Below are 19,884 nucleotides of genomic sequence, written 5' to 3' on the forward strand. Positions count from 1 at the left end.
AGGGATACTTTTTTTGTTCACTTGATTATCTAGAAAGCGATAAATAAACACCAAAAGAGCTAGAACAATTGTTCTAGCTCTTTTTAGGCAATAAAAAATCCTAAGTAAAACTTAGGAAGGTGTCTTATCACTCCGGCAGTAGGACTCGAACCTACGACATCATGATTAACAGTCATGCGCTACTACCAACTGAGCTATGCCGGATAAATAAAAAAACTGCTAAGCAGTAGTTTTATAGTCCGTACGGGATTCGAACCCGTGTTACCGCCGTGAAAAGGCGGTGTCTTAACCCCTTGACCAACGGACCAGAAGTTTTAGGATTTCCCCTCAACACTCTTATTATTATACCAGATATTTTTTCTTTGTCTATAGTTTTTTTCTAATTTTTTTACTTTTTTTGTAAGTTTTTTTGCACTAAATTATCGCCAAAAAATTCAAACAATTTTAACGTGCTAAAAAGCCTTTAATATCAAGCATTTACAGGTGAACTTTCGGTAAAGAAGAAATTGTTTACTAGTAAAAAAGCTAATTTTTTCTTTTACTTATTCTTTACTTTTTAAAAACCAAGCAGGCCAGTGTAAAGTTAGATTTTTAGTTGACAGAAAAGCTGTTATTTTGATAGAATGGTTAAGTTGATATGGTCTCATAGCTCAGCTGGATAGAGCATTCGCCTTCTAAGCGAACGGTCGCAGGTTCGAATCCTGCTGGGATCAAATCTTAAGCCGGTTTTAGCCGGTTTTTTTATTTTTTCTACTAGTAGTGTTTCACATGAAACTAAAAAAAGCTGTTCAAATATTGAACAGCTTTTTACTTATGATAAGGACTTCCTTGTTGTATCATGAAAGCTCGATAAATTTGCTCAGCTAAAACTAAGCGCATTAACTGATGAGGTAAAGTTAGTAAACCAAAACTCATTTTTAAATTTGCACGTTTTTTTACCTTGTCAGCTAAACCTAGGCTACCTCCAATGACAAATACAATGTCCGAATAACCTCTCAAAGTTGCATCAGCGATAATCCTACTAAATTCTTCTGATGGGAATTGTTTACCTTCAATAGCCAAAACAATGACATAATCGCGCTCAGAGATTTTAGCTAAAATACGGTCACCCTCTTTTTCCATGATTTGATGATTTTGCGCCTCACTCGCATTATCTGGTGTTTTTTCATCGGACAACTCAACAATTTCAAATTTGGCAAAGCGAATCATGCGTTTTCCGTATTCTGCAATACCATCTTTTAGGTATTTTTCTTTTAATTTTCCAACAGCAATAATTTTTACTTTCATGTTTTCTATTTTACCACATATTCACAAGCTTTTCACACATTATCCACATATTAACAATCTGTAATTAGGCTCAATAACGCTATATTTTGAGGATTTTTGAACAAATTTCAAAAGTTTTCCACAACCTGTGGATTACTTTATTTTTTTATCTTTTAAGGTATAATTAAGTCGTCTTTTATATGCTATCCGTGAATAAAAAAAGGAGGAAGAGACGTGAAAAAAATAAAATTTCAAAAAGTCAATTACAAAAAAATCCTTAAACCACTATCCGTTATTTTAGTTGGTTTCATCGGAGGAGTTGCTGGGACCTTACTCATTTTGAATATGGCTGGCATCTCAATCAATAATGTTAGTAGTTCAAGTACAAAAACTACAACAAGTAAAGTAAGTTACTCAAATACTAATGATACGACAAAAGCTGTCGAAAAAGTGAGAGAAGCAGTCGTATCAGTCATCAATTATCAATCAAATAGCTCTTCAGATGATTTGTATATGCAAATGTTTGGTGGAAATTTAGACAATAACACTAATAATGGATCAGATAGTGATTTAAGTATCGCTAGTGAAGGTTCTGGGGTTATTTACAAAAAAGACGGCAATTCTGCTTATGTTGTTACTAATAACCACGTTGTCGATGGTGCTAGTCAAATCGAAATTATGCTTTCTGACGGTACAAAAGTAGTCGGTGAATTAGTCGGTACCGATACATACTCAGATATCGCCGTTGTCAAAATTGCTTCTGATAAAGTCACAACGGTAGCTGAATTTGCTGATTCAGATAAAGTTACTGTTGGTGAAACAGCCATCGCTATTGGTAGCCCTCTAGGTACTGATTATGCTAACTCTGTGACACAAGGAATTGTCTCAAGTCTAAGCCGTACAGTTACAATGACTAACGACGATGGCGACACAATTTCAACCAATGCTATCCAAACTGATGCCGCTATTAACCCAGGTAACTCTGGTGGTGCTTTGATTAACATTGAAGGACAAGTAATCGGTATTAATTCAAGTAAAATCTCTTCTACCTCAGATTCTGGATCAGGTAATTCTGTAGAAGGTATGGGATTTGCTATTCCAGCTAATGATGTGGTTAAAATTATTAATCAATTAGAAGCAAACGGAAAAGTTATTCGTCCAGCACTTGGTATCACAATGGCTAACCTAAGCGATTTATCAACAACAACAATCAGTCGACTAAATATTCCAACTAGCGTCACATCTGGTATCGTCGTTGCTTCAGTTCAATCAGGTATGCCTGCTGAAGGAACACTTAAAAAATACGATGTAATCACAGCTATCGATGATAAAGATGTCTCTTCTATCACAGATCTTCAAAGTGTTCTTTACGGTCATTCAACTGGAGATTCTATTAAAGTAACCTTCTATCGTGGTACTGACAAGAAAACAGAAACTATTAAATTAACGAAAACAACACAAGACCTCTCTTCATCAAATCAATAATTTGACTTAAAACTAAAAACTAATGAGGCTGAGCTTCTCAGCTTCATTTTTTAAAGGGAAAAAACTATGATTGAAACACTTAATCTCATACCTATTGACGATATTGCACCAAATCCTTATCAACCTCGCTTGAAATTTAAACCAGAAGAATTAGAAGAACTTTCTCGCTCAATAAAGGCAAACGGCCTCATACAGCCGATAATCGTCCGTAAATCAGATATTTTTGGTTATGAGCTCATTGCAGGCGAAAGACGTCTTAAAGCATCAAAAATGGCTGGTTTAAGCGAAATTCCTGCAATTATAAAAGATATCACTAATAAAGAAAGCATGCAGCTTGCTATTGTCGAAAATTTGCAGCGCTCTGACCTCAATCCTATTGAAGAAGCCAAAGCTTATCAGCAATTGCTCGATAAAAACCAAATGACTCACGAAGAGTTGGCACAATTTATGGGAAAATCACGACCATATATCACTAATTGCTTGCGCTTATTAAATTTACCTGCCAATATTTCTCACGCTGTCGAGAAAGGAGAGTTGTCTCAAGGACACGCACGCGTGCTGCTGACGCTTAAGGACGAAAAAGAGCAGGAGAAGTGGTACCAAAAAATTCTGAGCGAGGATATGAGCGTTCGCAAACTCGAACAAGCTGTAAAATCTACTAAAAAGAAAAAAACATCTACTAAAGTAAGCAAAAAAGATATTTTTATCCGTCATCAAGAAGAAGAATTATCAAAATTATTAGGTCTTCCTGTCACCTTATCACTTTCTAAAAGTGGCTTTAAAGGAGACTTACAATTACATTTTCAATCAGAAGAAGACTTAAACAGAATTATCAACAGGCTAAAATAGCTTGTGAATTTCTCTTTTTCAATTTCATAGTTTTCCACAAGAAAAAGCGGCCAAAATCACTGATTTTAGGCCTTTTTTTGTGTTGTCCACACCCTGTGGAAAACTCCTATAAACAGTGTGGATTTTTTATTTTCACAGTTGTGGAAAACTTTGAGATTTTATGTTAAAATAATTTATGAATTATCCACAAAAAGGAATAGACTATGACTGAAAATGAACAAATTTTTTGGAATAGGGTCCTTGAACTGGCAAAAAGTCAACTAAAACAAGCAACTTATGAATTTTTTGTTTTAGATGCTCGATTAATTCAAATTGAGCAAAATACGGCGACGATTTACCTAGATCCTATGAAAGAACTCTTTTGGGATAAAAATTTAAAACCAATCATTTTAACGGCTGGTTTTGAAGTTTATAATGCTGAAATTGTCGTGAACTATGTCTTCGAAGAAGATTTAGCTAATAAGCAAGCAGTAGAAGAAGCAACTTCCCAAGTTCTCCAAACACCACAAAAAAACTACCTGCCCCAGGTTGATTCAGATTTAAATACAAAGTATACTTTTGACAACTTTGTCCAAGGTGATGAAAACCGTTGGGCCTTTTCTGCGTCTTATGCCGTTGCGGACGCTCCAGGGACTACTTACAACCCTTTATTTATCTGGGGTGGACCTGGACTAGGAAAAACTCACTTGTTAAATGCCATTGGTAATGCGGTATTGCAAAATAACCCCAAAGCGCGTGTAAAATACATCACAGCTGAAAATTTCATCAATGAATTTGTTATCCATATTCGATTAGATACTATGGAAGAATTGAAAGAAAAATTCCGTAATCTTGATGTTTTGCTGATTGATGATATTCAATCGCTCGCCAAAAAAACATTATCTGGTACGCAAGAAGAGTTTTTCAACACTTTCAACGCTCTTTACGATAACAACAAACAAATCGTACTGACCAGTGATCGCACGCCAGATCATCTCGACAATCTGGAACAACGTTTGGTCACGCGCTTCAAATGGGGCTTGACAATCAATATCACGCCGCCTGATTTTGAAACACGCGTGGCAATTTTGACCAATAAAACTCAAGAATATGATTTTGTGTTCCCGCAGGATACCATTGAATATCTTGCTGGTCAATTTGATTCTAACGTCCGTGACCTCGAAGGGGCTTTAAAAGATATTAGCCTTGTGGCAAGTATTAAAAAAGTCCAAACCATCACCGTCGATATTGCTGCTGAAGCCATCCGAGCACGTAAACAAGATGGTCCGAAAATGACGGTTATCCCAATAGAAGAAATTCAAAGTCAAGTTGGGAAATTCTACGGAGTCACTGTCAAAGAAATCAAAGCTACTAAACGTACACAAGATATTGTTTTGGCACGTCAGGTAGCCATGTATTTGGCGCGTGAGATGACTGATAACTCTCTTCCAAAAATCGGAAAAGAATTTGGGGGTCGTGACCACTCTACCGTTCTTCATGCCTATAATAAAATCAAAAATATGCTGGCCCAAGACGATAGTTTGCGAATCGAAATTGAAACCATCAAAAACAAGATCAAATAAGCGTTGTGGATAAGTAGCAAAAAAATCTGCGATTTATCCACAGGTTGTTAACAACTCTTATTCCTCGATTTTTATAGCATTTTTGGAGTTATCAACAGTATAAACAAGACCTACTACTACTACTAACTTAATACTTATAAATTAAAGGAGTTATCTTCATGATAAAATTCTCAATTAATAAATCCTTCTTTCTTCAAGCGTTGAATGCTACCAAGAGAGCAATCTCTTCGAAGAATGCAATTCCTGTGTTATCTACTATCAAAATTGAAGTTCAAAATAGTAACATCACCTTAACAGGTTCAAATGGACAAATTTCAATTGAAAATACTATTCCAACTTCTAATGAAAATGCAGGTCTCTTGATTACATCATCAGGTGCAGTTCTATTAGAAGCAAACTTCTTTATTAACATTGTTTCAAGTCTTCCAGATGTTACTTTAGATTTTGAAGAAATTGAACATCACCAAATCGTTTTGACAAGTGGTAAATCAGAAATCACTCTTAAAGGGAAAGATGTTGACCTTTACCCACGTCTTCAAGAAATGGCTACTGAAAATCCTCTTGTTATTGAAACAAAATTATTGAAGTCAATCATTACAGAAACAGCTTTTGCAGCTAGCCTTCAAGAAAGTCGTCCAATTTTAACTGGTGTTCACATGGTGCTTAGCGACCACAAAGATTTCAAAGCGGTTGCTACTGACTCACACCGCATGAGCCAACGCAAATTAACTTTGGACAATACTTCAAACGACTTTAACGTTGTTATTCCAAGTAAATCTCTTCGTGAATTTGCAGCAGTTTTCACAGATGATATTGAAACAGTAGAAGTCTTCTTCTCAGATAGTCAAATGCTTTTCAGAAGTGACTACATTAGCTTCTATACACGTCTATTAGAGGGAAATTATCCTGATACAGACCGTTTGTTGACAAATTCATTTGAAACAGAAGTAACCTTCAATACAGGTGCTCTTCGTTCAGCTATGGAACGTGCTCATTTGATTTCAAATGCCACACAAAATGGTACTGTTAAGGTTGAGATTACAAATAACAGCATTTCAGCTCACGTTAACTCTCCTGAAGTTGGTAAAGTTAACGAAGAATTGGATATTATTGATCAATCAGGTAGCGATTTGACAATCAGCTTTAACCCAACTTACTTGATTGAAGCTCTTAAAGCCTTGAAGAGTGAAACAGTTGTGATTCGCTTTATCTCACCAGTTCGTCCATTTACGTTGATGCCAGGTGATGATGCTGAAAACTTTATCCAATTAATCACACCGGTTCGTACAAACTAAAAATCTTTAAGGAAACTTTAAGGATGAATTCGTATACTATAATCATCCTAAAACTTTTCTTTTTCATAATCTCCAGCAAGGGCACTGTCTATACAGTGCTCTTGCTTTTTATGTTATAATATTTCTTGATATGACACTTTATATTATTGCTAATCCTCATTCAGGAAATCGTACTGCCAAAGAAGTTATTACAAGGTTGAAAAATGAGTTTAATCAAGAGATGGCTGTTTTTCTGACGCGATATCCAGATGACGAATAAAATCAAGTCAATGATGTTTTAGAGACCTTTCAACTTGATAAAGATAGATTATTGATTCTTGGCGGTGATGGTACCTTATCCAAAGTTTTATATTACCTGCCAGCTGATATTCCATTTGCTTATTATCCAGTAGGGTCTGGAAATGACTTTGCGCGTGCTCTTGGATTGAAAAAAGAATTAACACACCTTATTGAATCGACTAAACAAGCTCCAAAAGAAATTACGGTTTATACTTACCAAAATGGCTTGGTTTTAAACAGTTTAGATTTGGGTTTTGCTTCTTGGGTTATTAATCATGTTGAACAGTATCAGCTAAAAGCTAAACTGAACAAATATCATTTAGGAAAATTGACTTACATCCTAACAGCGATTCAATGCTTGATTAAGAAACCAGCTTTTGCTTCACTTTGTCTAGAGACAGAAGCAGGAGAAGTCCTTGAACTTAGAAATCAGTTTTTCTTTTCGCTGGCTAATAATACTTACTTTGGTAGTGGTGTTATGATTTGGCCCCATGGCACAGCTTATTTGGAACAGCTAGACTGCATGTATGCCAAAGGTGAAACCTTGTGGGAACGTGTGCTTGTTTTATTAAGTTTAGTTCTTAAAGTGCATGAGCATTTCCCTTACCTGCAGCATCATCCCTACAAAAGTGTGACCATAAAAAATCTTGAAAAAAGTTTAATTGAGATTGATGGTGAAATTGTGTCGCTTGATGAAGTCACACTAATACCGCAAAAACGTTATATTTATTTGTAAAGGAGAAATCATGTACGAAATCGGAAGTCTTGTTGAGATGAAGAAACCTCATGCGTGTACCGTTAAAGCAACTGGCAAAAAAGCCAACGAGTGGGAAGTGATTCGCATTGGAGCAGATATTAAAATTCGTTGCACCAATTGTGATCATATTGTCATGATGAGCCGTCATGATTTTGAACGCAAGTTGAAGAAAGTATTATAATATTTAAAATCATTAAGTCTGCGCATATAGCGGGCTTTTTTAAGTGATTTTATGCTATAATAGTTGTGATTGAATAAATTTAACGGAGACTAATAAAATATGGCTTTAACAGCAGGTATTGTTGGTTTACCAAACGTCGGAAAATCAACTCTTTTTAATGCGATTACTAAAGCAGGTGCGGAAGCTGCTAACTATCCTTTCGCGACAATCGATCCTAATGTTGGTATGGTAGAAGTTCCTGATGAACGTCTACAAAAATTAACTGAACTTATCACACCTAAAAAAACAGTTCCAACAACATTTGAATTTACTGATATTGCAGGTATCGTAAAAGGGGCTTCTCGTGGTGAAGGTCTTGGTAACAAATTCCTTGCTAACATCCGTGAAGTTGATGCGATTGTTCACGTTGTTCGTGCTTTTGATGACGAGAACGTTATGCGTGAACAAGGGCGTGAAGATGCCTTTGTTGACCCACTTGCTGACATCGATACTATTAACTTGGAATTGATTCTTGCTGACTTGGAATCTGTTAATAAACGTTATGCGCGTGTCGAAAAAGTAGCACGTACACAAAAAGACAAAGATTCTGTTGCAGAATTTAACGTTCTTCAAAAAATCAAACCAGTACTTGAAGATGGTAAATCAGCTCGTACAATTGAATTTACAGAAGATGAACAAAAAATTGTTAAACAATTGTTCCTTTTGACAACAAAACCAGTTCTTTACGTAGCAAATGTTGACGAAGATAAAGTTGCTATTCCAGACGATATCGAATACGTAAAACAAATTCGTGAATTCGCAGCAACTGAAAATGCTGAAGTTGTTGTCATCTCAGCGCGTGCAGAGGAAGAAATCTCTGAACTTGATGACGAAGACAAAGCATTCTTCCTTGAAGACATTGGTTTGACTGAATCTGGTGTCGACAAATTGACTCGTGCAGCTTACCACTTGCTAGGTCTTGGAACTTACTTCACTGCAGGTGAAAAAGAAGTTCGCGCTTGGACATTCAAACGTGGTATTAAAGCTCCTCAAGCAGCTGGTATCATTCACTCTGACTTCGAACGTGGATTTATCCGTGCGATTACAATGTCTTATGATGATTTAATCAAATACGGTTCAGAAAAAGCTGTTAAAGAGGCAGGTCGTCTTCGTGAAGAAGGGAAAGAATATGTGGTTCAAGATGGTGACATCATGGAATTCCGCTTTAACGTCTAAGCTAACTAATAATTGAAAATCAAATGAGGTTGGAAAAATTTTTTCCAGCCCTTTTGACATTTGAAAGGAAAAAATAATGGTAAAAATGATCGTTGGTCTGGGAAATCCAGGCAGTAAATATCACGAAACACGCCACAATATCGGATTTATGGCAATTGATCGTCTAGCTGAAGATTTGAATGTGACTTTTTCGGAAGACAAAAACTTCAAAGCAGAAGTTGGCTCTGCCTTTATCAATGGTGAAAAAGTGTACTTGGTCAAACCAACTACATTTATGAATAATTCAGGAATTGCGGTACATGCTTTGCTGACTTATTATAATATTGCCATTGAAGATTTTATGGTGATTTATGATGACCTAGATATGGAAGTCGGGCGTATTCGTCTTCGTCAAAAAGGCTCAGCTGGTGGTCATAATGGTATCAAGTCAATTATTGCACACACAGGGACACAAGCGTTTGACCGTATTAAAGTTGGGATTGGACGTCCTAAACAAGGTCGCTCAGTTGTTGACCATGTGCTTGGAAAATTTGACAAGGATGACTATATCACAGTCACTAACACACTAGAAAAAGTTAATGACGCTGTTCAATTTTATTTACAGGAAGCTGATTTTGTAAAAACAATGCAAAAATTTAATGGGTAAATCTATGAATATTATCGATTTATTTAGCCAAAATAAGCTAATCCAAAGTTGGCATGCAGGCGTGTCTAATCTTGGTAGACAGCTTATTATGGGCTTGTCAGGAGCAAGTAGAGCTCTTGCTATAGCTTCAGCTTATCAAGCTAATGAAGAAAAAGTAGTGATTATCACCTCAACTCAAAATGAAGTTGAAAAATTGGCTAGTGATTTATCTAGTTTGATTGGTGAAGATAAGGTTTATACGTTTTTTGCGGATGATGTTGCTGCTGCAGAATTCATTTTTGCTTCGATGGATAAAGCTCATTCTCGCTTAGAAGCTTTGAATTTTTTACAAGATAAAAAACAATCAGGTATCTTGATTACGAGTCTAGTTGGTACTCGTGTTTTGTTGCCAAATCCTAAAACTTACTCAGAAAGTCAATTGAATTTTATTGTCGGAGAGGATTACAACCTTGACAAGGTTGTAAAGGTCTTGTCAAACGTTGGTTACCAAAAAGTTTCTCAGGTTTTGAATCCTGGCGAGTTTAGCCGACGTGGTGATATTGTCGATATCTATGAGATTACAGCAGATTATCCGTACCGCTTGGAATTCTTTGGTGATGAAGTTGATGGTATTCGTCAATTTGATGCACAGACTCAAAAATCTCTTAGTAATGTTGAACAAGTAACGATTTATCCAGCAGATGAGTTGATTTTGTCAGAAGAGGACTTTGCTAGAGCTAGTCAAGCTTTTGAGAGGTATCTTGAAACTGCAAAGGATGACCAACAAGCTTATTTGAGTGAACTTTACGCAGCTACACAAGAGCAGTATAGACATCAAGACATTAGACGTTTTTTGTCTCTCTTTTTTGCTAAAGAGTGGACACTTCTCGATTATATTCCAAAAGGGACACCAGTCTTCTTTGATGATTTTCAAAAGTTGGTTGACCGCAATGCTAAGTTTGATTTAGAGGTTGCTAATCTATTGACAGAAGATTTACAGCGTGGTAAATCTATGTCAAGTTTGGTTTACTTTGCTGATATTTATAAGGAGTTACGTCAATACCAACCAGCAACCTTCTTTTCAAACTTCCATAAAGGATTGGGAAATCTGAAATTTGATAAATTACACAATTTCACCCAATACCCGATGCAAGAATTCTTCAATCAATTTCCACTTTTGATTGATGAGATTAATCGTTATCAAAAATCAAGAGCCACTATTTTAGTTCAATCAGACACGCAGCATGGTTTAGAACGTCTGCAAGAGAACCTGCAAGAATATGGTTTGGATTTGCCGATAGTTGGTGCAAATGATTTACAAGAACATCAAGCTCAATTAGTAGTCGGTAATTTATCAAATGGTTTTTACTTTGCTGACGATAAAATTGTTTTAATCACTGAGCACGAAATTTATCATAAAAAAGTCAAACGTCGTATTCGTCGATCAAATATCAGTAATGCAGAACGTTTGAAAGATTACAATGAGCTTTCTAAGGGTGATTATGTGGTTCACCATGTTCACGGAATTGGTCAATTTTTAGGGATTGAAACTATTGAAATTCATGGGGTACACCGTGACTATTTGACCATTCAATACCAAGGTTCTTCAACGATCTCTCTTCCTGTAGAACAAATTGAAAGTCTATCAAAATATGTTTCTGCAGATGGTAAAGAACCAAAAATCAATAAATTAAACGATGGACGTTTCCAAAAAACGAAACAAAAAGTTTCTAAACAAGTTGAAGATATTGCTGATGATTTGTTGAAACTATATGCGGAACGCAGTCAATTGAAAGGTTTTGCCTTCTCACCAGATGATGATTTACAAAAAGAGTTTGATGACGACTTTGCTTACGTAGAGACAGAAGACCAACTTCGTTCCATTAAAGAAATCAAACACGATATGGAAGAAGAAAAACCAATGGACCGACTTTTGGTTGGTGATGTTGGTTTTGGTAAAACAGAGGTTGCCATGCGTGCCGCCTTTAAGGCTGTTAAAGACCACAAACAAGTAGCCGTTCTAGTGCCGACTACTGTGCTTGCTCAGCAACACTTTACAAATTTCTCAGAGCGTTTTGAGAATTATCCTGTAGCGGTTGATGTACTTAGCCGTTTTCAAAGTAAAAAAGAGCAGACAGCCACTTTGGAAAAATTGAAAAAAGGTCAAGTTGATATTATTATCGGAACTCACCGATTGTTATCAAAAGATGTAGAGTTTGCAGATTTGGGCTTGATTATTATCGATGAAGAGCAACGTTTTGGCGTTAAACACAAGGAAAAATTAAAAGAGCTTAAGACTAAAGTTGATGTTTTAACCTTAACAGCAACTCCAATTCCTCGTACACTTCACATGTCTATGCTTGGTATCCGTGATTTATCTGTGATTGAAACACCACCGACAAATCGTTACCCTGTTCAGACTTATGTCTTGGAAACTAATCCTGGATTGATTCGCGAAGCCATTATTCGTGAAATTGATCGTGGTGGTCAAGTTTTCTACGTTTACAATCGCGTTGACACGATTGATCAAAAGGTTTCTGAGTTACAAGAATTGGTGCCTGAAGCAAGTATTGGATTTGTTCATGGTCAAATGAGTGAAATTCAGCTTGAAAACACCTTGATGGACTTTATTGAAGGTGTTTACGATGTTCTCGTTGCCACAACGATTATTGAGACAGGTGTTGATATTTCTAACGTCAATACCTTGTTCATTGAAAATGCTGACCACATGGGCTTGTCAACCTTGTATCAACTTCGTGGTCGTGTTGGTCGTTCTAATCGTATTGCCTATGCTTATCTCATGTATCGCCCAGATAAGATTTTGACCGAAGTCTCTGAAAAACGCTTAGATGCCATCAAAGGATTTACAGAGCTTGGTTCTGGGTTCAAAATTGCCATGCGTGACTTATCTATTCGTGGTGCAGGAAATATCTTAGGTGCTTCACAGAGCGGTTTTATTGATTCTGTCGGTTTTGAGATGTATTCTCAATTATTAGAAGAAGCGATTGCTAAGAAACAAGGTAAATCTCAGGCACGTCGTAAGAGTAATGCTGAGATTAATCTACAAATTGATGCTTATCTACCAAGTGAGTACATTGATGACGAGCGTCAAAAAATTGAGATTTACAAACGTATTCGTGAAATTGAGAGTCTTAAAGATTACCAAAGTTTACAAGATGAATTGATTGACCGTTTTGGAGAATACCCAGATCAGGTCGCTTATCTTCTTGAAATTGGTTTGGTGAAATCATACATGGACAGTGCTTTTACAGAACTTGTTGAACGTAAAGATAATAATCTTTTGGTGCGTTTTGAAAAAGCTTCGCTACAACATTATTTGACTCAAGATTATTTTGAGGCTCTTTCTAAGACAGATTTGAAAGCTCGAATCGGTGAGAACCAAGGTAGAATTGAAATTACATTTAATGTTAGAGGTAAAAAGGACTATGAAATTTTAGAAGAACTCCAAAAATTTGGTAGCATGCTAGCTGAGATTAAAGCTAGAAAAGCTAAAGAAGACTAAATGTCAAAGCCTTTTGACAGTAGAAAGCTAGTTTAGCAAAGAGATTTTATGGTAAACTTTTTGGTAAAATTTAGACTGGTATTGTCAAGGAGGTCAAAATGGAACTTGAACGCAGATTAGCTGAATTGAGAAAAGAAAAAAATGTCTCTCAAGAAGAGATAGCAGAAAAACTTTATGTTTCACGTCAAACAATTTCTAAGTGGGAGAGAGGCAAGACTTACCCAGATATCAATTCACTTTTGTTGATGGCTAATTATTTTGATGTTTCCTTAGATCATCTAATTAAAGGAGACGTTGATACTATGAAACATCAGGTGGACCAGTCGCAATTTAAGAGATGGCTTATCTTTGGAGGAATTTCTTGGTTTATTTTTTCAGTTGTGTTTGGAACACGTTATTTATTTGATAAAGGGCAAGTAGTTGCCATTTTGACTTTATTAGTAATGCCAGTTGCTTATTCTCTTTTTCAAATATTATATATTGTAAAAAATCGCGAACTTCAGACTTATGCATACATTCTCAATTTTTTTAATCCAGAGAAAAAGGTTAAGATAAACTTTTTTAGAGAGGTGTGGTTTGTCTTTAGTTTGTTAACTGTCACTTGGCTTATTTTCTTTGTTGGAGTTGTCGTTTCTACCCTAGTTTTTTATTAAAACACCGTCTATCTAACTTTAGTAGAACTAAGAGAGCGCAAGCTCTCTTTTTATTACATTATCTTAACAAACAGATTGAAAACATCTATTTTCTGAAAAAAAGTGATAAAATAGAAAAGATTGCGAGGTAGAATATTATGAGATTAGATAAATATTTAAAAGTATCCCGTATTATAAAACGCCGTCCAGTTGCTAAAGAAGTAGCTGATAAAGGGCGTATTAAAGTAAATGGTATCTTAGCTAAATCATCAACTGATTTAAAAATTAACGACGAAGTTGAAATTCGTTTTGGAAATAAATTACTGACAGTGCGCGTTTTGGAAATGAAAGATAGTACCAAAAAAGAAGACGCCACTAAGATGTATGAAATTATTAATGAAACAAGGATAGAAGCGGATGGAGAAGCCTAATATCGTTCAATTGAACAATCAATACATCAATGATGAAAACACCAAAAAACGTTACATGGAAGAAGAAAATCGTAAACGTAATCGTTTTATGGGATGGATTTTGATTGTTGTTATGTTGTTGTTTATTTTGCCAACTTACAACCTAGTTAAAAGTTACCAAACATTACAAGAGCGTAAAGATAAAGTTGTGTCACTTCAGAAAACTTACGACAATCTTGTTGTAGAAACAGACGCTGAAAAAGTTTTGGCAAATCGCTTAAAAGACGAGAACTATGTTGAAAAGTATGCTCGTGCAAAATATTATTTATCACGCTCAGGCGAAACGGTTTACCCATTGCCAAATCTATTACCAAAATAATATGGAAAATTTAATCGAAACTATTGAAAAATTTTTAGCTTGTTCTGATGAAAAGCTAGAAGAATTGGCTGAAGAAAATCAAAAATTACGAGAAGAAAATCATCAATCAACTAAAAAAGAATGAAAGGAGGAGCCAATGAAAAAACTATTCGCAGTGATGCTAATACCATTTTTCTTGACTTCTCTTTCTGTTGTTAGTACCGAAAAAAATGTTGATTTAAGTAATACAGCAAAATACCAATTGACAGCTGGTGTGGCAGTAGCGACAACTTACTTTGATGCTGTGCCATCAAATCCAGTCCTTGCTAAAACTAGCGAGATTTATAAAGATAGTAATCTAACAGTTGTTTCTAGAACAATCGCTGCTAATAGTCAATTGGATATTGTTAGCATTCTGATTAATGATAACTCTCAACCTGTTTTTGAGCTATCAGATGGTAATTATATTGAAGCTAGCCGCCAGTTGATTTACGATGATGTTATTCTTAGCCAAGAGTCACTGTCAGAAAACTACTGGCTAAGGGAAGGCTTTCAAGTTTATCAATCACCATATGTGGTTGGAACACAAGAAGTGAAGACAGATTTAAACGCTTATTCAGCAATTACTGTTTCACAAAAAGCGACAACTCATCATGGAACTTATTATAAAGTTGATGGTAAAGGATGGATTAGCGAAGAAGCTTTGTCTGATACTGATAACCGTATGGAAAAAGTTCAGCAGGTTCTCAATCAGAAGTATAATAAAGGTAACTATTCCATCTACGTTAACCAACTGTCAACCCAAGAAACAGCAGGGATTAATCCTGATACAACAATGTATGCAGCTAGTGTTGCCAAATTAGCGACACTGTATTACGTTGAAGAAAAAATTCAGGATGGCAGTGTTAAGATGGATGATAAACTAAAATACACTGCTGATGTGAATACCTTTGCTAAAGCTTATAACCCAAGCGGTAGTGGAAAAATTAGCAAAACAGTTGATAATAAGGATTACAGCGTTGAAGATTTATTAAAAGCTGTTTGTCAGAACTCTGATAACGTTGCGACAAATATTTTAGGTTATTATGTCGCTAAACAATATGGTGAACATTTCACCTCAGACATTAGTGCTGTAACCAATACTAATTTTGATATGAAGACACGTCAAATGTCTTCTAAAACAGCTGCTGATTTAATGGAAGCTATTTATCAGCAAAATGGCGAAATCATTTCGTATTTGTCATCAACTGCTTTTGACAATGCACGTATCTCTAAAGATATTAATGTCCAAGTAGCTCACAAAATTGGTGATGCTTACGACTACAGACATGACGTTGCTATTGTTTACGTTGATCAACCATTTATATTATCAATTTTTACCAATAATGCTTCTTACGACGATATTTCAAATATCGCTAATGACGTTTACAATATTTTAAAATAAGTGATGTCTTATGTATGATAAATTAGTAAAAGAAATTCAAAAAAAGGCTTATTTTGCCAAACATAAAAAAGTTTTAATAGCTGTATCAGGTGGAGTAGATTCTATGAATCTGCTACACTTTTTGTATATATACCGAAAAAAACTCGGAGTAGATATTGCCATTGCTCACGTGAATCATAAACAACGTCTTGAGTCAGACACTGAAGAAGCTTATTTGCGAGAATGGGCAAAAGAGCACCAAATTCCGATTTATGTAGCCTACTTTTCTGGGGCTTTTTCGGAAACAGCTGCACGTGATTTTCGTTATAAGTTTTTTAAAGAGTTGATGGCTGAGCATTCTTATACAGCGCTTGTAACAGCACATCATGCCGATGACCAAGCTGAGACGATTTTTATGCGACTGTTACGTGGCAGTCGTTTACGCCATTTATCAGGAATGCAAACCGTGAATGCATTTGGTGATGGTGAATTGATTCGACCATTTTTGGCATATTCTAAAAAAGAGTTACCTGATATCTTCCACTTTGAGGATGATACCAATCGCTCTTTAGATTTTTTGAGAAATCGTATTAGGAATCATTATTTTCCAATTTTAGAGGAAGAAAATCCTAAATTTAAACAAGCCCTTCGTTATCTTGGAAATGAAAGTCAGCAACTTTTCCAAGCTTTTCAGGATTTAACAAAGGATATTGATCCAACAAATTGTTCTCAATTTCTAGCTCAGACTCCTGCAGTTCAAGCCCTTCTTTTTCAAAATTACCTTGAAAACTTTCCTGAATTGCAAGTGTCTCATGGACAGTTTGAGGAAATGTTGCATCTTTTAAGAAATAAATCTAATGCTAACTATCATGTGAAATCAGATTACTGGCTAGTTAAAGATTATGAAACATTTCAAGTGAAAAAAATCAGCCCTAAGACCGATGGGGAACTAGCTCAAAAGATGCTAGAATATAACAGTATAGTCAATTATGGTCAGTTTCAATTTCAATTTGTTAGCAAAGATAAGGAAGGCATAGCCATTTACAGTTTAAATCCTATTCTTTTGAGAAAAAGACAGGAAGGTGACCGCATTGATTTTGGAGATTTTTCGAAAAAATTGCGTAGGCTTTTTATCGATGAGAAAATTCCAAGTCAAGAACGTGCTAATGCTATTATCGGTGAGCAGGATGGAAAAATTATTTTTGTCCAGGTTGCTGATAAAACTTATTTGAGAAAACCCTCTAAACATGATATAATGGAGGGCAAATTGTATATTGAAAAAATTAGAAATAGGTGATGTCATGCTTGAACAAGATATTGAAAAAGTGTTGTATTCTGAAGAGGAGATTATTGCCAAAACCAAAGAATTAGGCACACAACTTACAAAAGACTATGAAGGTAAAAATCCTCTATTAATTGGTGTTTTGAAAGGTTCTGTACCTTTTATGGCAGAATTGATTAAATATATCGACACACATGTCGAAATTGATTTTATGGTTGTCTCTAGCTACCACGGCGGAGTAAAAAGCAGTGGTGAAGTAAAAATCCTTAAAGACGTTGATACGAACATTGAAGGTCGTGATGTTGTCTTTATCGAAGATATTATCGATACAGGTCGTACTCTAAAATACCTTCGTGATATGTTCAAATACCGTAAAGCAAATTCAGTAAAAATCGCAACCCTTTTTGATAAACCAGAAGGTCGTGTTGTTGACATCGAAGCTGACTATGTCTGCTACGATGTTCCAAACGAATTTATTGTAGGGTTTGGTCTTGACTATGCTGAACGTTACCGTAATTTACCATATGTTGGCGTTTTGAAAGAAGAAATCTATTCAAATTAGTAGAAAGTCGTTAGTTATATATGAAAAATAACAAAAATAATGGCTTTGTTAAAAATTCCTTTATTTATATTCTTGTTATTATTGCGGCAATTACCGCATTTCAATACTATTTGAGAGGAACAAGTACACAAAGCCAGCAAATCAATTACTCGACTTTGGTTAAACAAATTAAAGCGGGTGATATTAAATCGATTACTTACCAGCCAAACGGTAGCATTATTGAAGTAAGTGGTAAGTATTCGAAACCTAAAAAGACAAAATCAAGTGCCTCTCTTCCTTTCTTAGAAGGAAATAACTCAACATCAGTTACTGAGTTTACATCAATTATTTTACCAAGTGATTCTTCTATTGATACACTTACTAAAGCAGCTGAAAAAGCTGACGTTGATGTAAACATTAAGCAAGAAAGTTCAAGCGGAGCTTGGCTATCTTTGGCACTAACTTATCTTCCACTTATTTTAGTGATTGCCTTCTTCTTCATGATGATGAATCAAGGTGGTAATGGTGCACGTGGTGCGATGAGTTTTGGTAAGAATCGTGCTAAGTCACAAAATAAAGGTGATGTTAAAGTAAGATTCTCAGATGTTGCTGGAGCAGAGGAAGAAAAACAAGAACTTGTTGAAGTTGTTGATTTCTTGAAAAATCCTAAGAAATATAAAGCACTTGGTGCTCGTATTCCAGCCGGAGTCCTTCTTGAAGGCCCTCCAGGAACAGGTAAAACATTACTTGCGAAAGCTGTTGCTGGTGAAGCTGGCGTCCCATTCTTCTCAATTTCAGGTTCTGATTTTGTTGAAATGTTTGTGGGTGTCGGTGCGAGTCGTGTTCGATCACTCTTTGAAGATGCTAAGAAAGCTGAACGTGCGATTATCTTTATCGATGAAATCGATGCTGTTGGTCGCAGACGTGGTGCTGGTATGGGTGGCGGAAATGATGAACGTGAACAAACTCTTAACCAACTCCTTATTGAAATGGATGGTTTTGAAGGAAACGAAAATATCATTGTTATTGCCGCAACTAACCGTAGCGATGTCCTAGACCCTGCTCTTTTACGTCCAGGGCGTTTTGACCGTAAGATTCTTGTAGGAAGTCCAGACGTTAAAGGACGTGAAGCTATTCTTCGAGTACATGCTAAAAACAAACCATTGGCAGAAGATGTTAACTTAAAAGTTGTTGCACAACAAACCCCTGGATTTGTCGGTGCTGATCTTGAAAATGTCTTGAATGAAGCTGCCTTGGTTGCTGCACGTCGTAATAAAACTAAAATTGATGCTTCAGATATTGATGAAGCCGAAGATAGAGTTATTGCAGGTCCTTCTAAGAAAGACCGTACTATTTCACAACGTGAACGCGAAATGGTTGCTTACCATGAAGCTGGACACACAATTGTTGGTTTAGTGCTTTCAAGTGCTCGAGTTGTCCATAAAGTTACAATTGTCCCTCGTGGACGTGCTGGTGGATACATGATTGCTCTTCCAAAAGAAGATCAAATGTTACACTCTAAGTCTGATCTTAAAGAACAATTAGCTGGTTTGATGGGTGGACGTGTTGCAGAAGAAATTATTTTTAATGCTCAAACAACTGGTGCATCAAATGACTTTGAACAAGCAACTCAATTGGCCCGTGCCATGGTAACCGAATATGGTATGAGTGAAAAACTAGGCCCAGTCCAATATGAGGGTAATCATGCTATTATGGCAGGTCAAGTTTCACCAGAAAAATCATACTCACCTCAAACAGCACAAATGATTGATGATGAAGTTCGTGCGCTTCTAAATGAAGCACGCAATAAAGCGGCTGATATTATCAATAATAATCGTGAAACACATAAACTTATTGCTGAAGCACTTCTTAAATATGAAACACTTGATGCTGCACAAATTAAATCTATCTATGAAACAGGTAAAGTTCCTGAAGAATTAGAAAATGATACAGAAGAAGCACATGCTCTTTCATATGATGAAGTCAAAGAAAAAATGGATGATTCTGAAGAATAATCTACATAATAGGTAGAAAACAGTCAAAAAAGACAAAAGAAGGCTCATAGAGCCTTCTTTTTTTTATCTCCCAATAGAAAAGTAGTTCTCAAATAATACGCTTAAAAACGGGCTTATTAGCTGCTAATATAAAAGGTGGCTAGAATAAATCAAAAAAAGCTAAAAAAGCTGTTGACAGAGGAAATG

At 35.9% G+C, this 19,884-nt stretch carries 17 protein-coding genes, 3 tRNA genes and 1 pseudogene; 18 read left to right on the forward strand and 3 right to left on the reverse strand.

The window, feature by feature from the left end:
- Window positions 1-130 precede the first annotated feature (130 nt).
- Window positions 131-204 (reverse strand) — tRNA-Asn (locus tag STRINF_RS01190).
- Window positions 205-235: 31 nt separating this feature from the next.
- A tRNA-Glu gene (locus STRINF_RS01195) sits at window positions 236-307 on the reverse strand.
- 332 nt (window positions 308-639) lie between these two features.
- Between STRINF_RS01195 and STRINF_RS01200 the strand changes: the two genes are divergently transcribed.
- Window positions 640-713: transfer RNA gene (locus tag STRINF_RS01200), tRNA-Arg, on the forward strand.
- Between the two features lie 94 nt (window positions 714-807).
- Here the strand turns inward: STRINF_RS01200 and rlmH are convergent.
- Entirely contained in the window at window positions 808-1,287 is a 480-nt protein-coding gene (gene rlmH, locus STRINF_RS01205) for a 23S rRNA (pseudouridine(1915)-N(3))-methyltransferase RlmH (protein ID WP_006531185.1), read from the reverse strand.
- Between the two features lie 213 nt (window positions 1,288-1,500).
- Between rlmH and STRINF_RS01210 the strand changes: the two genes are divergently transcribed.
- The 17 genes and pseudogenes from STRINF_RS01210 (at window position 1,501) to ftsH (ending at window position 19,698) form a co-directional block, all read left to right on the forward strand.
- On the forward strand, window positions 1,501-2,751 hold the full coding sequence (locus STRINF_RS01210; RefSeq protein ID WP_006531186.1) for a S1C family serine protease: 1,251 nt from the start codon (window positions 1,501-1,503) through the stop codon (window positions 2,749-2,751).
- Window positions 2,752-2,817: 66 nt separating this feature from the next.
- Window positions 2,818-3,600 (forward strand): ParB/RepB/Spo0J family partition protein, encoded by a 783-nt coding sequence (locus STRINF_RS01215; RefSeq protein ID WP_006531187.1) that lies wholly within the window; start codon window positions 2,818-2,820, stop codon window positions 3,598-3,600.
- A gap of 203 nt (window positions 3,601-3,803) precedes the next feature.
- Window positions 3,804-5,162, forward strand: coding sequence for a chromosomal replication initiator protein DnaA (gene dnaA / locus STRINF_RS01220; RefSeq protein WP_006531188.1), 1,359 nt, complete (start codon window positions 3,804-3,806; stop codon window positions 5,160-5,162).
- 158 nt (window positions 5,163-5,320) lie between these two features.
- Window positions 5,321-6,457, forward strand: coding sequence for a DNA polymerase III subunit beta (dnaN, locus tag STRINF_RS01225; RefSeq protein ID WP_006531189.1), 1,137 nt, complete (start codon window positions 5,321-5,323; stop codon window positions 6,455-6,457).
- A gap of 130 nt (window positions 6,458-6,587) precedes the next feature.
- Window positions 6,588-7,472 (forward strand): annotated as a pseudogene (locus tag STRINF_RS01230) (diacylglycerol/lipid kinase family protein).
- Window positions 7,473-7,482: 10 nt separating this feature from the next.
- The gene (locus tag STRINF_RS01235; protein ID WP_006531193.1) at window positions 7,483-7,674 is read left to right on the forward strand and encodes a DUF951 domain-containing protein; all 192 of its coding nucleotides are present in this window, start codon (window positions 7,483-7,485) and stop codon (window positions 7,672-7,674) included.
- 99 nt (window positions 7,675-7,773) lie between these two features.
- A complete protein-coding gene (gene ychF / locus STRINF_RS01240; RefSeq protein WP_006531195.1) occupies window positions 7,774-8,889 on the forward strand; it encodes a redox-regulated ATPase YchF in 1,116 nt (371 codons plus the stop codon).
- Window positions 8,890-8,965: 76 nt separating this feature from the next.
- Window positions 8,966-9,535, forward strand: a complete 570-nt coding sequence (pth, locus tag STRINF_RS01245; protein WP_006531196.1) for an aminoacyl-tRNA hydrolase — start codon at window positions 8,966-8,968, stop codon at window positions 9,533-9,535.
- Window positions 9,536-9,539: 4 nt separating this feature from the next.
- Window positions 9,540-13,037: a transcription-repair coupling factor gene (mfd, locus tag STRINF_RS01250; protein ID WP_043878269.1), complete on the forward strand. Its 3,498-nt coding sequence runs from the start codon at window positions 9,540-9,542 to the stop codon at window positions 13,035-13,037.
- 98 nt (window positions 13,038-13,135) lie between these two features.
- Window positions 13,136-13,690, forward strand: coding sequence for a helix-turn-helix domain-containing protein (locus STRINF_RS01255; protein ID WP_006531198.1), 555 nt, complete (start codon window positions 13,136-13,138; stop codon window positions 13,688-13,690).
- A 137-nt stretch (window positions 13,691-13,827) separates the two neighbouring features.
- Entirely contained in the window at window positions 13,828-14,100 is a 273-nt protein-coding gene (locus tag STRINF_RS01260; protein WP_006531199.1) for an RNA-binding S4 domain-containing protein, read from the forward strand.
- A complete protein-coding gene (locus tag STRINF_RS01265; RefSeq protein ID WP_006531200.1) occupies window positions 14,087-14,458 on the forward strand; it encodes an FtsB family cell division protein in 372 nt (123 codons plus the stop codon). The genes STRINF_RS01260 and STRINF_RS01265 overlap by 14 nt, the downstream gene beginning before the upstream one ends.
- Before the next feature lies 1 nt (window position 14,459).
- Entirely contained in the window at window positions 14,460-14,582 is a 123-nt protein-coding gene (locus tag STRINF_RS01270; protein ID WP_006531201.1) for an SP_0009 family protein, read from the forward strand.
- 12 nt (window positions 14,583-14,594) lie between these two features.
- Window positions 14,595-15,881 carry a serine hydrolase gene (locus STRINF_RS01275; RefSeq protein WP_006531202.1) on the forward strand — a complete coding sequence of 429 codons (1,287 nt, stop codon included), beginning with the start codon at window positions 14,595-14,597 and terminating at the stop codon, window positions 15,879-15,881.
- Between the two features lie 10 nt (window positions 15,882-15,891).
- Window positions 15,892-17,157 (forward strand): tRNA lysidine(34) synthetase TilS, encoded by a 1,266-nt coding sequence (gene tilS, locus STRINF_RS01280; protein ID WP_006531203.1) that lies wholly within the window; start codon window positions 15,892-15,894, stop codon window positions 17,155-17,157.
- 4 nt (window positions 17,158-17,161) lie between these two features.
- Window positions 17,162-17,704, forward strand: coding sequence for a hypoxanthine phosphoribosyltransferase (gene hpt / locus STRINF_RS01285; protein ID WP_014334160.1), 543 nt, complete (start codon window positions 17,162-17,164; stop codon window positions 17,702-17,704).
- Window positions 17,705-17,724: 20 nt separating this feature from the next.
- Complete coding sequence (gene ftsH, locus STRINF_RS01290; protein ID WP_006531205.1) at window positions 17,725-19,698, forward strand: ATP-dependent zinc metalloprotease FtsH; 1,974 nt, start codon at window positions 17,725-17,727, stop codon at window positions 19,696-19,698.
- Window positions 19,699-19,884 lie beyond the last annotated feature (186 nt).

The organism is Streptococcus infantarius subsp. infantarius ATCC BAA-102, from assembly GCF_000154985.1.
GTDB classification, from domain to species: domain Bacteria; phylum Bacillota; class Bacilli; order Lactobacillales; family Streptococcaceae; genus Streptococcus; species Streptococcus infantarius.

Excerpts from the sequence above, each read along its gene's own strand:
- STRINF_RS01260 (WP_006531199.1), top strand. The coding sequence starts at position 13,828 with ATGAGATTAGATAAATATTTAAAAGTATCCCGTATTATAAAACGCCGT.
- STRINF_RS01255 (WP_006531198.1), top strand. The coding sequence starts at position 13,136 with ATGGAACTTGAACGCAGATTAGCTGAATTGAGAAAAGAAAAAAATGTC.
- pth (WP_006531196.1), top strand. The coding sequence starts at position 8,966 with ATGGTAAAAATGATCGTTGGTCTGGGAAATCCAGGCAGTAAATATCAC.
- tilS (WP_006531203.1), top strand. The coding sequence starts at position 15,892 with ATGTATGATAAATTAGTAAAAGAAATTCAAAAAAAGGCTTATTTTGCC.
- STRINF_RS01235 (WP_006531193.1), top strand. The coding sequence starts at position 7,483 with ATGTACGAAATCGGAAGTCTTGTTGAGATGAAGAAACCTCATGCGTGT.
- hpt (WP_014334160.1), top strand. The coding sequence starts at position 17,162 with ATGCTTGAACAAGATATTGAAAAAGTGTTGTATTCTGAAGAGGAGATT.
- dnaA (WP_006531188.1), top strand. The coding sequence starts at position 3,804 with ATGACTGAAAATGAACAAATTTTTTGGAATAGGGTCCTTGAACTGGCA.
- dnaN (WP_006531189.1), top strand. The coding sequence starts at position 5,321 with ATGATAAAATTCTCAATTAATAAATCCTTCTTTCTTCAAGCGTTGAAT.
- STRINF_RS01215 (WP_006531187.1), top strand. The coding sequence starts at position 2,818 with ATGATTGAAACACTTAATCTCATACCTATTGACGATATTGCACCAAAT.
- ychF (WP_006531195.1), top strand. The coding sequence starts at position 7,774 with ATGGCTTTAACAGCAGGTATTGTTGGTTTACCAAACGTCGGAAAATCA.
- mfd (WP_043878269.1), top strand. The coding sequence starts at position 9,540 with ATGAATATTATCGATTTATTTAGCCAAAATAAGCTAATCCAAAGTTGG.
- STRINF_RS01265 (WP_006531200.1), top strand. The coding sequence starts at position 14,087 with ATGGAGAAGCCTAATATCGTTCAATTGAACAATCAATACATCAATGAT.
- ftsH (WP_006531205.1), top strand. The coding sequence starts at position 17,725 with ATGAAAAATAACAAAAATAATGGCTTTGTTAAAAATTCCTTTATTTAT.
- rlmH (WP_006531185.1), bottom strand. The coding sequence starts at position 1,287 with ATGAAAGTAAAAATTATTGCTGTTGGAAAATTAAAAGAAAAATACCTA.
- STRINF_RS01275 (WP_006531202.1), top strand. The coding sequence starts at position 14,595 with ATGAAAAAACTATTCGCAGTGATGCTAATACCATTTTTCTTGACTTCT.
- STRINF_RS01270 (WP_006531201.1), top strand. The coding sequence starts at position 14,460 with ATGGAAAATTTAATCGAAACTATTGAAAAATTTTTAGCTTGTTCTGAT.